The organism is Dolichospermum sp. UHCC 0406, from assembly GCF_009712025.1.
Classification (GTDB): Bacteria; Cyanobacteriota; Cyanobacteriia; order Cyanobacteriales; family Nostocaceae; genus Dolichospermum; species Dolichospermum lemmermannii.
In genome coordinates, this window is the sequence record NZ_VILA01000014.1 from 179,378 (window position 1) to 191,906 (window position 12,529).

At 37.1% G+C, this 12,529-nt stretch carries 11 protein-coding genes; 4 read left to right on the forward strand and 7 right to left on the reverse strand.

The genetic code is table 11. The features are described 5' to 3' along the window. Positions 1-54 precede the first annotated feature (54 nt). The 7 genes from FJR09_RS11860 to FJR09_RS11890 form a co-directional block, all read right to left on the reverse strand. Positions 55-879, reverse strand: coding sequence for a hypothetical protein (locus FJR09_RS11860; protein WP_051155259.1), 825 nt, complete (start codon positions 877-879; stop codon positions 55-57). A gap of 409 nt (positions 880-1,288) precedes the next feature. Next, positions 1,289-3,466 carry a DEAD/DEAH box helicase gene (locus FJR09_RS11865; protein WP_015083677.1) on the reverse strand — a complete coding sequence of 726 codons (2,178 nt, stop codon included), beginning with the start codon at positions 3,464-3,466 and terminating at the stop codon, positions 1,289-1,291. 333 nt (positions 3,467-3,799) lie between these two features. Further along, positions 3,800-6,427 (reverse strand): DNA polymerase III subunit alpha, encoded by a 2,628-nt coding sequence (locus FJR09_RS11870; protein ID WP_168653154.1) that lies wholly within the window; start codon positions 6,425-6,427, stop codon positions 3,800-3,802. A gap of 137 nt (positions 6,428-6,564) precedes the next feature. After that, complete coding sequence (locus tag FJR09_RS11875; RefSeq protein ID WP_246863061.1) at positions 6,565-7,065, reverse strand: hypothetical protein; 501 nt, start codon at positions 7,063-7,065, stop codon at positions 6,565-6,567. Beyond that, the gene (locus tag FJR09_RS11880; protein WP_041458610.1) at positions 7,026-7,349 is read right to left on the reverse strand and encodes a hypothetical protein; all 324 of its coding nucleotides are present in this window, start codon (positions 7,347-7,349) and stop codon (positions 7,026-7,028) included. Before FJR09_RS11880 ends, FJR09_RS11875 begins: the two co-directional genes overlap by 40 nt. 275 nt (positions 7,350-7,624) lie before the next feature. Continuing rightward, a complete protein-coding gene (locus FJR09_RS11885) occupies positions 7,625-8,083 on the reverse strand; it encodes a hypothetical protein (protein ID WP_168634370.1) in 459 nt (152 codons plus the stop codon). A 66-nt stretch (positions 8,084-8,149) separates the two neighbouring features. Beyond that, positions 8,150-8,842, reverse strand: a complete 693-nt coding sequence (locus FJR09_RS11890) for a hypothetical protein (RefSeq protein ID WP_015083673.1) — start codon at positions 8,840-8,842, stop codon at positions 8,150-8,152. Positions 8,843-9,087: 245 nt separating this feature from the next. On the opposite strand from FJR09_RS11890, the gene acs reads away from it, so the two are divergent. The 4 genes from acs (at position 9,088) to FJR09_RS25200 (ending at position 12,512) form a co-directional block, all read left to right on the forward strand. Next, positions 9,088-11,058, forward strand: a complete 1,971-nt coding sequence (acs, locus tag FJR09_RS11895) for an acetate--CoA ligase (protein ID WP_168654089.1) — start codon at positions 9,088-9,090, stop codon at positions 11,056-11,058. A 115-nt stretch (positions 11,059-11,173) separates the two neighbouring features. Continuing rightward, on the forward strand, positions 11,174-11,473 hold the full coding sequence (locus FJR09_RS25195; protein ID WP_254433100.1) for a DUF4365 domain-containing protein: 300 nt from the start codon (positions 11,174-11,176) through the stop codon (positions 11,471-11,473). A gap of 203 nt (positions 11,474-11,676) precedes the next feature. Further along, complete coding sequence (locus FJR09_RS11905; protein WP_015083671.1) at positions 11,677-12,351, forward strand: DUF4365 domain-containing protein; 675 nt, start codon at positions 11,677-11,679, stop codon at positions 12,349-12,351. Continuing rightward, positions 12,348-12,512, forward strand: a complete 165-nt coding sequence (locus FJR09_RS25200) for a DUF2281 domain-containing protein (protein ID WP_235082101.1) — start codon at positions 12,348-12,350, stop codon at positions 12,510-12,512. Before FJR09_RS11905 ends, FJR09_RS25200 begins: the two co-directional genes overlap by 4 nt. The last annotated feature ends 17 nt before the right edge of the window (positions 12,513-12,529 follow it).

Below are 12,529 nucleotides of genomic sequence, written 5' to 3' on the forward strand. Positions count from 1 at the left end.
CATTTTAGCATTCTCAGAATTATTGACAATGGGAAATCTGCCCAATTAAGATGATTAATCATTCATTTCTTTTAAGGTAGCTAATGCTGAAGGTGATAAACGACTAAGATACCGGAATATCCAATATTTAACTATAGTGTCTAAAATTACAGGAAATGTGGCAATAAACATAAATATATAATTTCTACTCGCGGGTAAACCTAAGTGTTCTGCAAATCCTTCCAGAATTATTTCCCAGCCATGTGGTGAGTGAAAGCCTACAAATACATCTGTAGATAAGATAATTAAAAAAGCTTTAGCACTATCGCTTAAACCATAAACAATTTGATCTACAAAGTGTTGAAGAGAAATAATATCTTTGGCACTAAAAACAATTACTAATGCAAAGGTAATTAATGCTATAATGTCTGCAAATATATTACTAATAGCGTTAGCACTTTTATCTCGAAATTTTGCTGCTAGTTCTATGGCTTTTTCTTTTATCTTGGATTCTACATTTTCTGGGGAATTTTTCCATTCTGAATCCAGAAGACTTTTAAACTTTAATTCTGCTCTAAATATTTTTAATTCATGAAAAGCTTCTTTCTCCATTTCCTGATTGAGAAAAATCAGGTGAGAGTTTTCAGTTCTCATCTTCTCTACTAAGGGAAGGATAAATATCCGCTTAGATAGTTGATGAGTGAGAAGGGGAACAATAATTAGCAGTAATAAGAATTTGACAGCTATAGTTGTCCGCTGTCTGGATATTTGATATTTTTTAATAAATTCTTGATCTGTATTCGGAGATATATCACTAAAAATTTTTTTGAAAGTTCTACCGATTGATCTAGGAAATATGCCAGTTTTTAAGAATGTAAATGGTTGTGATGGTTTTTTCACGATTAGATAAATCTAGTTTGAGATGAGATGTAGTCATCATAGCAATTCTTCCCTGATTGGAATCAACCTGATCATCCTACCTAGGAAGTTACAATTTGAGTTTGTTATTAAATAGGGGGTGCTGAAAAAGTTGTCTGTGAGGGCTAGGAGTCAGGAGTCAGGAGGAAGAATTAGAAGAAGAGAAGAATAGTATTGAATCTGGTCAAGTGATAGGTTTTTGCTGATTTCAACCCTTATTCCTTGCACCTGATTCACCTTTTTTACCTTCAAACTCTTGATATATCTCAGTTCTAGGTTTATTCAGCAGCCCCTAAATAACACTACTAGATGTTTTATACTCTCCAGTTTGCAAATGCAAGCTGGAGTTATACAGCATTGAATTTAATTACCTGATATTTTCGGATAGTGCTTACTCACTATCTCCAATATCACGTTTAGGTGGACGCTTGTAGGTAAAAGTAAAACTCTCTCCACTAGCTATGACCTTTCGCATTTCCTCATACATAGGATAACTACCAACACCGCTTAAATTAGCCCAACCTCGCGCCCTGGTTAAAGCCACAAATAACTGGTTGCGGAAATTCACATCATTTTCATTCCGTGCTACATTATCAAAACCCACCACATAAACCATATCCGCTTCATGTCCTTTAGCGCGAGTAATCCGTGATACCGTTACACCACCTTCGTGCCAAAATTTATCAGGATCATGATTGGGATATTGGGGAACTAAATCATTTAACTTTAAAGCTGTAGGGATATAAACATCAATGTCATATTCCATTAAAAAGCCAGCTATCTGGGTTTCTAATTCCATTGCTTCATAGGTAGATCCTAAAATTACTACTAAAATATCTCGGCTGGGGTTAAGTCCGTCATGGACAATATTGTGCATAATTTTCTCAGCCAAAGCCTTCATTTCTTCCTGACGAGAACCATAAGTTTCAAATTCTAATACAGGTTTTCCCCAGATTTCTGATATGGGATTTGGTGAGTTTTCTGGCGGACGGCGCAATGTAATTTGTCTACCAGAAATAAATTTACTATCGCCGACAACTTCATAACCAATTTCCTTCCATGCTTTTTGATTTGTGAGTCCTGTCAGCATTCCTTCTGGACGTAACAAACCCATACCAATAGCGTGAGCAGATGTGAGAATTTGACCTGGTGTACGATAGCAACGTCGCATAATTTCTGATTTTTTAATGCCACCTTTATAGCTACCAGTTACCGCCTTATTAAGATTAGTATCTATCCCAAATAATTCTGGCGCGGTAGGAATTTTTAAACTATCTAAACTTTGAGCTTCGTCATAAGCCCAAATCAAGCGTTTTTGTTCTGGGTGTTCAGAATCAGCAGGTCGTAAAGATTGATAAGCTAACCAATAAATAGCTTGTTTATCCTGATATTTTAAATCATCTTCGGCTACTAAATCTTGACCTTCATCAATTAAGATGGCATCAAACATTGGTTCAATAGTAATTTCTTCCAATAGCCGTTTACTTAAATCTATTAAACCTCGATTTGGCTGTCTTTCATTGGTGTTCTGTACAGTTCCTGGTCTTTTACCATGATGTTCACAAATAATGCGATATAAACCTGGTTGTTCCTTTGCTCCCCAAGCATGAAAGACTCGTAACTTCGAGTTAGTTTTGGGGTCATACTGCATTTCACCACAACTAAAACGCTTTATCCATTGGTCGAGTAAACCAGTTATTAAATCATATAAGGAACGGGTAAAAAATACTAAAGCAATATCCCAATCTGGATGTTTCAGGTGCATATGTGCGGCTTTTTGACATAGTAAAACAGTTTTTCCTGAGCCGGCAATACCGCGAATCCGTTGAGGTCCTGGGGGAATTTCTTTACCAATATGTTCTTGTTGTAAATCAATCTCATAGAGTTTTTCTCGTAAACTATCAATGACATTAGAACGGGTTTTCCCAGTGGTATTGACTTGATTTCGGGGAGGTTTCCGCAATACAGGTGTACCGCCTATCACTGATAATAATAATTCCCAATTTTTAGCTTCTAAATCTGCTCCAGGAATGACAATATTAGCTTGTTGAATTTGTTCAATTAAAGCAACTTTTCCTAATTGGTCTTGAAATATAATTGGCGGAATATCTGGTAATTGGTCAAAGCCTTTTTGCTGCCATTGTTCTGTGGTAATTTGCGGTAATGCAACTATGGCTCTACCATTAACTTTTCGCCAAAGTGCTGTTTCTCTATCACTATATGATATTAATGCTCGCAGTTGATGTTCTGCTTGTTGGTAGGGATTTATTTCTGTGGTATCAGTATTTTGCAATTGCCATTGTTGACCATTAATAGCGGCAATTTGGTCAATATTTATAGATTTGACTTCAATTACAACTACACCAAATTCTCTATCAACTATTAAGATATCCGGCTCTTTTCTAATTTCTCCAGCTTTGGAAAAAATGGGATAACGCCAATATCCAATACAGTTTCTATCAGCAAAGGTACTACGGAAAGCGTCCCAAACCTTCTGTTCTCCGTCTTGATTTTTGATTGCTTCGGTGGTGATAAACTTGCTACCCTGTTCTTCTATGCCAACAGCCATTTTCTTTACCCGTCTAAAATGGTTACGTATTTTAAGTTACCATTACTAATGGGCTTTAAACCAGTGAGAATATACTGATATGTAATTGTATAATCAGTATGCTATGTATGTGTATATAGTTATATGTGGTTAGTTAAGTAGTTAATTTTTAACGAACCACAGAGGCACAGAGGGCGCAGAGGTAAATAAAGAAGAGATGTGAATACTGATCTTAAGTATTGTTGAGTCGGGTTAAGTTTGTTTGTTTTTTGAAGTATAAAAGTCAACAATTACATTTTGCAAGCTCCTACTCTCTGCGACTCTGCGCCTCTGCGTGAAAAAAAATTCATCCTTTCATTCAGCAACACCCACCTGTAATAAATCCAAACCTTGGGCAAAAATCTCATCAATTGGTAACATTTGCCCGGCTTCAGTCATGAATTTATGGTCTTTTGTAGCGCGAATAATTGCGCCATTTTCTAACAAATATTCATAAACTTCTTGCTGTCCCCGATTATGCCATTGGGCAATTGATTGAGTATAAAGCATTCCATTACTATCAATAGTATAAACTTTACATTCAATCTGTTTTTCAACAATTTCCCCAATCTCTAAAAAACCATATTCAACGGTTAAAATTTCTGTGTCATAACTTAAACAGTATTCGGCAAACTTCAACATATCCCCAAATAAATGTTCAGAAACTTGGGGTATTACACCATTTTTTGCCGAACCATCAATAAAATTTTGCTTTTGTTTCTCCATTTCTGATACTTTCTTTTTACCCATAGCCCGACGGAGTAAATCAGCTTGTCCTAAGCTATAACCAGCCATATCTTGAGCAATTTTCATAATTTGCTCTTGATAAACCATGATTCCGTAGGTTTCATTTAATATTGGTTCTAAAATTTGAGTATCATATTCGATTTCTTCTCTACCATGTTTACGATTAATAAATTTAGGAATTAATCCTGCATCTAATGGTCCTGGGCGATAAAGTGCTAGAATGGAAGAAATATCTTCAATGTTTGAAGGTTTTAAATCTCGGACTATCTGTTTCATTCCTGAAGATTCTAATTGAAATATCCCTTCTAAATCACCTGCTTCTAATAATGAATAAGCTTTAGCAACGTCTTTTGGTAAGTTAGTATGATCACCTTTAGCTAATATTTTTTGTGCTTTTCTTTCCTGTCCGGTAATTTCATCAGGATCAATTCGATATCCTTTACTTTGTTCAATTAAATCAATGGTTTTTTGAATTAGGGTTAAGTTCCGCAAACCCAAAAAGTCCATTTTTAATAATCCCAATGATTCCAAATCTTCCATGAAATATTGAGTAATTACAGAACCATCATTATTTCGTTGTAGAGGAACGAGTTCATCTAATGGTTCTGCGGAAATAACGACACCGGCAGCATGAACCCCGAAGGTTTTGTTAGTTCCTTCAATTCGCATGGCCATGTCAATCCAGCGCCGTACAGTGGGATCATTATCATATTTGGCTTTAAATTCTGGTTCGGGAGTTTCATCGGAAATCATCACTTTCAGTTTTGTGGGTTTACCCCGAACTACAGGAATCATTTTCGCCATTTTGTCAGAATCCCCATAGGGAATGTCTAACACTCTAGCGACATCTTTTAACACTGCTTTTGATGTCAGACGGTTAAAAGTGATGATTTGGGCAACTCTATCAACACCATATTTATTAGTTACATAATCAATGACTTGATCTCGTTTATCAATGCAGAAATCTGTATCAATATCCGGCATTGATTTGCGTTCAGGATTGAGAAATCTTTCAAATAATAAGCCATGATGTACGGGGTCAATATTCGTAATTTTCATGGCATAAGCTACTAAAGAACCTGCCGCAGAACCCCGTCCTGGACCGACGGGAATATTATTATCTCGCGCAAATTTGATGTAGTCCCACACTACTAAAAAGTAGGTGGAAAATCCCATTTGTTGAATCATTTTTAATTCATATTCCAATCTTTCTTTATAGACTGGATCTACTTCGGTGCGAGATTTGCGTTTTAATCTTTCTAAAAGTCCGTCCCAAGCAACTTCTTCTGCATAGGTATCTGCTGTATGTCCTGAAGGTATTTGGGGTGTGGGAATTTGGGGATCACCCATGATGTGATAAGGTTCAACTTTATCGGCAATTTCTTCGGTTGTAGCTATGGCTTCAGCAATGACATCATCGGGTAAATGGTCACGGAATAACTGGTGCATTTCCTCTGATGATTTGAGGTATTCTGTGCCGCTATATCGCATTCTTTTATCTTCGCTGATGAGTTTGCCGGTTTGAATACATAGCAAGGCATCATGGGATTCTACATCAAAACAAGAAATAAAATGGGAGTCATTTGTAGCAATAAATTTAATCCCTAATTCTCTGGCAATTTTGACAATTTCTACATTCACAATCCGGTCTTCTTGAGAACCATGATCTTGAATTTCTAAATAAAAATCTTCCCCAAATACTTCTTTATACCATTTAGCAACTTTTCTGGCTGCATCTGGCCGATTACTCAAAATTGCTTGAGGAATTTCTCCCCCTAAACAAGCGCTAGTAACTATTAAACCTTTACGATATTGTTTGAGTAAATCTTTGTTAATACAAGGACGGGAAAAAATGCCTTTACCTTGTACTCCTTGAAGATGGGAAATTGTGGTGATTTTAACTAAGTTTTTATAGCCTTGAGTGTTTTTGGCTAATACGACTTGATGATATTTGGGACGGCGTTCTTGTTTGTCAATATCACCGTTTAGGATATACATTTCGTTGCCAATTATTGGCTTTATAGTCTTACTGCGGCAGATTTTAATGAGTTCAACTGCCCCATACATGACACCATGATCTGTGAGGGCGATCGCTTTCATTCCTAATGCGATCGCTCGATCTACCAATTCTGGTAGTTGACTAGCACCATCAAGCAAGCTGTAATCACTGTGAATATGTAAAGGAACAAATGACATATTAGTATTTGGTAAAATAAGGGGATTTTAAATTAACAGTTTTTAGTTAATATCTTGTGCTGGGAAGGGAGTAATTAACCGAGTATGATATATCTGAAGTCAAGTAAGCGATCGCTTTTTTAACTATTCTTCTAGTTTCAAATTGGTCTTTTCATAATACAGGTAACTTCACCATAACCAGGATTACCAGTTAAACCTTGTAAATTATTATGCTCTATATCTTCGTCTTGACCTAGCTTACTTGTCCATTTACCATCAGGTAATTGTCTAGCAACGTGGGTTGGTGTTTTATTGGAATTAACGTATATTGCTATTTTTTGAAATCCTGGTTCTAAAGTATCATCTTCACAGACTTCATAACCAAGAGTTTGAAATGCTTGCTCAAAAGCGTTAATGGTCTCCTCTCTAGGAACATCTGGAGGCCAGTATTCTTCATTTTGAGCATCTGGCCACCACCAATTTTGATCGTCTTCTGCTGCCCAAGCAACACAATTGTAATCTGTTGTATCTGGGCTTGTAAGCTTGTATCCGTGGATGACTAGGTTAGGAAAATCTCGTTCAATAAATGTTTTTACATAGTTAACCCAGGCGTTATTACTTACCAATTGTAGCCCCTTTGCTTTCCCCATTCGAGCCATGCTTTAGTCATTTTTTCTGTATTTCCTCTGTACTCTGGAGGTACAGGATCTTCTCTGGAAATAGATTTTAATGCCCAAAACCAGCGTCCAGATTTCTTTTCAAGCTCTCTTAGCAGTAGAGGTATGACGACTTCACCCATGCCTATAATTTGTTGATAGGCAGGGTGCATACACATTTGGTTAGTTGATGATATACCACGATTTTCTTCCCGCCATTGATTGGCAAGTGTGATGAAAGTTGCTTCTATTTCTGCCTGTCTGGAGGCGGTTTGTAGTTTTTCCATATTGCTGCTACTGTACATGATTTAATTTTAGGATATATGGGGTTACTATAGATTACTAAACCTATCGCTTTATGGTGATTCCGATTTTCTATTTACTCGTACTGCATAAACAATAGCAGCTTTGACATCTTTTGTGCCAAGATGTATAGTATAAAATTTTCACACCGATAACTGTTAGCTTGTACAGTTTTTAGCTAAAACATTATATACCACAAACAAGATCCCCGACTTCTCTAAGAAGTCGGGGATCTGAAACTCTCTGAAACTCTCGAAAACTATACTTCAACAATTCTAGGTTCTGAATTTTTGTGACAACACTTGTTGACAAAATAACTAGCTAAATCCAATAATTCCAAATTATCAATATCAAGATCAATATCACTTACTAACACATCTTTCACAGCCGATATTTTGTCATTTTCTCTAGAGATTCTCAAACATTCTTCTAAATCTACTGCTAAATCAAACAATGATGTATCTCCCACATAATTTCTGATTTTTATAGCCACATCATCATCACTAACTAAAAAGTCTTTAATAGAATCAAATAAAGGATTAGATATTTCATCATCTCCCCAGGTTTCTAGCCAATCACCTTCCACATCTTCGACATAAATATGAACAAAATTTAGTCCATAATTTAACCAATCTTGCTGCATATTCCGAGCTGCTGCTAACGCTTCTGTCAGGTTTTCGAGTTGAGCGCTATTATTAGTCTGTTGTTGGTTAACCATAAATGGTGTTTTCAGCGGATTAATGATGTTAGCTAGGACACAGATTTCGATTTCAATATTCGGGAATCAGGAAAAATTCATATACTTCCCTTCCGCAAGATGATCACTGTTATACAGTGCAACATTGACTAGCTGATGAATAAAATCATTGTCTTGGGGATTGTAACTGAGAAATAATCCTCTTTCTATTTCCCACAATTGCAGTGAATTTTGCCACTTTTGATACTTGGTGTTATGAAATTCTTCACTGACACTGGTAACTTGAATACAGAGTGGTTTATTTTGGTGATTGCTAACTATCAGGTCTGTTGCCATAGAAAGGTCAGCTATATAACGCCGCCAAAAATCCCCTTCTCGATGAACAACATCCTGAGCTATATATTTAATGATATCACTATCAGCCTGATTAAATTCCCCCGCCATCATTTTTTTCTTCCAAATATAAAATTTGGTATCTGTGGCGTTTATCCATTTAGGAAATAGACAACTGTACCAATATCTTTCATTGGCGGTCATTTGCTCAAACTGGAGTTTTTGCTCTTCCTCTGAAGGTAAAGATTTAATTGCTAACCAAACCTTAGAGTCCGTAATTACTTCTAATAAAAAAGCGACAACGATGGGTTTGGATATCAGTGAACCAAGCTTGATATGTTTAATCCAACGGTTGATATCTCTTAATTTTATCGTGAGACTTGGATCTATTTCAGCGGCTTGCTCGATTAGTAAATTTAGTTTATCCTTAATTTCTCTGGCTTGCAAACTATACCCTATTGTAAAACACTAACACAGCATCTAAAGAGTGATATCCTACTAAATCGGTAAATAAGGTTGTTAAAAACATGATCATTATTTTATCTTAGGGTGTACTGAATAATTCAGCATTAACTAATTGTCGGACTAGAGTAGGACTAGTTGAGCAGATCAGTAAATAATCTTTACACTCAGCACAACTTCGTTAAAAATAGTTTTCAGTCACAATATCATTATCATTTGCATCCATCATTATGTCTCAACCAACCATAGAATCCATTTTACAGGAAAAGCGGCTATTTCCGCCTAGCAGTGAATTTTCAGAAAATGCCCAGATCAAAAGTTTAGCAGATTATCAGCGACTTTACGACAAAGCCAAAGCAGATCCTCAACAATTTTGGGCAGAATTGGCGGAAACTGAGTTACACTGGTTTCAAAAATGGGACACTGTCCTAGATTGGCAACCACCTTTTGCTAAGTGGTTTGTCAACGGTAAGATTAATATTTCTTACAATTGTCTTGACAGACATCTCACTACTTGGCGGAAAAATAAAGCTGCATTGATTTGGGAAGGAGAACCGGGAGATTCACGGACGCTGACTTATGCCCAATTGCATCGGGAAGTATGCCAGTTTGCAAATGTATTAAAGCAGCTAGGAGCAAAAAAAGGCGATCGCATTGGGATTTATATGCCGATGATTCCCGAAGCTGCCATTGCCATGTTAGCCTGTGCGAGAATTGGCGCACCTCACAGCGTTGTTTTCGGTGGTTTTAGTGCTGAAGCTTTGCGCGATCGCTTAAATGATGCGGAAGCAAAGTTAGTGATCACAGCGGATGGTGGTTGGCGCAAAGATGCAATTGTCCCCCTCAAAGAACAGGTAGACAAGGCTTTAGAAAACAATGCAGTCCCCAGCATTACAGATGTGCTAGTTGTCAAGCGCACAAATCAAACAATACAAATGGAAGCAGGACGTGACCATTGGTGGCACGATTTACAAAAAGGCGTTTCTGCTGATTGTCCCGCAGAACCAATGGACAGCGAAGATATGTTGTTTGTTCTCTACACTTCCGGTAGTACAGGCAAACCGAAAGGAGTAGTCCATACCACAGGCGGTTATAACTTATACAGCCATATCACCACCAAATGGATTTTTGATCTTCAAGATACTGATGTATATTGGTGTACTGCCGATGTCGGTTGGATTACGGGACATAGCTATATAGTTTATGGACCCCTTTCCAACGGGGCAACCACTCTCATGTATGAAGGTGCGCCCCGTGCTTCTAATCCTGGATGTTTCTGGGATGTAATTGAGAAATACGGTGTTAATATTTTTTATACTGCACCAACGGCAATTCGCGCCTTTATCAAAATGGGTGAACATCATCCTAAAAAACGTAATCTTTCTTCTCTGCGATTACTGGGAAGTGTAGGTGAACCCATTAACCCCGAAGCTTGGATGTGGTATCACAAAATCATTGGTGGTGAACGCTGTCCAATTGTGGATACTTGGTGGCAAACGGAGACAGGTGGGATTATGATTACACCTCTACCTGGGGCAATTGCCACTAAACCAGGTTCAGCCACTCTCCCATTCCCCGGTATTATTGCGGATGTGGTGGATTTAGATGGGAATTCTGTCCCTGATAATGAAGGTGGTTATTTAGCAATTCGTCATCCTTGGCCGGGAATGATGCGGACTGTGTACGGTGATCCTGATCGTTTCCGGCGGACTTACTGGGAACATATTCCGCCCACAAATGGTAATTATACGTATTTCGCTGGTGATGGGGCGAGAAAGGATGAGGACGGCTATTTCTGGGTCATGGGGCGCGTGGATGATGTTCTGAATGTCTCTGGACACCGCTTGGGGACGATGGAAGTAGAATCTGCCCTAGTGTCTCATCCGGCGGTGGCTGAGGCTGCGGTGGTGGGTAAACCGGATGATTTGAAGGGTGAGGAAGTTGTGGCTTTTGTGACTTTGGAAGGGACTTATCAAGCCAGTGAGGAGTTGAGTAAGGAACTGAAAAAGCACGTTGTCAATGAGATTGGAGCGATCGCTCGTCCTGGTGAAATCAGGTTTACTGATGCTTTGCCTAAAACCCGTTCTGGTAAGATTATGCGGCGTTTGCTGCGGAATTTGGCATCAGGACAGGAAATATCGGGGGATACTTCGACTTTGGAAGATCGTAGTGTGTTGGATAAGTTGCGGGAAGGGAATTAATTTAGGTTAGTTTTTCATAACTGTGTAAAGTCTGTATGGGGTGGGCAAAATTGCCTACCCTATATTGTGTGAAGAAAACTATAACTTGAATTATGATAGGGGTATATATAAGAAAATGAGAGATGCACTAGGACAAAGAGGTGAGAGGATATTTGAAGTTTTAATCACTAAATTTCACCTTGATACTAGTCCAATTTTTAAGCCGCAGTTTTTAGGAGATAAATGGCAGTATGTTGATTTTATTGTGGAGTTAGTAGGTGCAGGTTCATATATTCCCTATTTCTTTGTACAAGTCAAAACTACTAGGCAAGGTTATAGTAAAAAAGATAAACGTCTGAAGGTGAAAGTAGAAAAGGAATCTATAATTGGTATAGCATCTTATCTAGCACCAACTTATATAGCAGGCAGGGATTGATGAAATTAAAAAAGAAGGTTATTTAGTTTCTGCTAATGGTGAAAATTTAACATCTCTCTCAAGTCTATCTACTAATTTTCCTATTAATAAACAAAATAGAGAAATCCTTTGGGATGAAGTTAACAATTTTTGGCAACCTTACACACAGAATACACAGAAAATTTTAAGTTCTCAATTTACTGATCAACAATGGAGATAAAACAATGCAAACTGAACAACTTTGGTATATTGGTTTACGTTCAAAAGCTTTAGCAATAGTCTGTTTAACTGATCGGGATGATTTAATTGTTTATAGAGATAAAAAAGACCATGATTTAGATATTCTGGTTTCAATTAGCAAAAATGGTGAGGATATTAATAGGCTTTTTGGTGTGGAAATAAAAGCTGTAAAGTCCACACCTAAAATAATTCAAAATGATGCTGTTTTCAATATAGAAGGAGCAGATGTAGATGTTCTGCAATCACGATTCAAAAAGTGTAATTTTCCAATATGTCTATTTTTCTTTACCCTCGACAATGATAATGGCTACTATAAATGGATTAGCGAACCAATTCTTAATAACGAAAACAGTAACAAATTAAAATTTAATAGAAGTCCAGAATTTAGAGAATTAACCAAAGAGGCAATAAATGATATTGTTTCTTTGATTAATCAATGGTATGAGAATCAACGCGATGAAAATCAACCAACTGCTCATATAACTTATGTACGTCCACTACGTAAACGTTATCATGCAAGTGATGATATAAATTACGAAATATCTCAAATTTCACAACGTGAACGTCGCAAGGTATTTGGTGATCTTCAACAAAGAATTAAACAAAATTATGCAGCTAAAAATGATATAAATCATGAAGTAAACAAGGTGAAGTCATGACAACAAAAGAAGAACTAATCAAAGAAATTACTCAAGCACAGGATTTTTTAATTGAAGAAGTCTTAAATTTCTTACTATTCATTAGAAACAGGTTTAAGCAAATAACTTCCGAGAATCCAACTGGAGATGTTACCAATAACTTATCATCCCCATCTTTGTGAAATTTAATTGATAATAT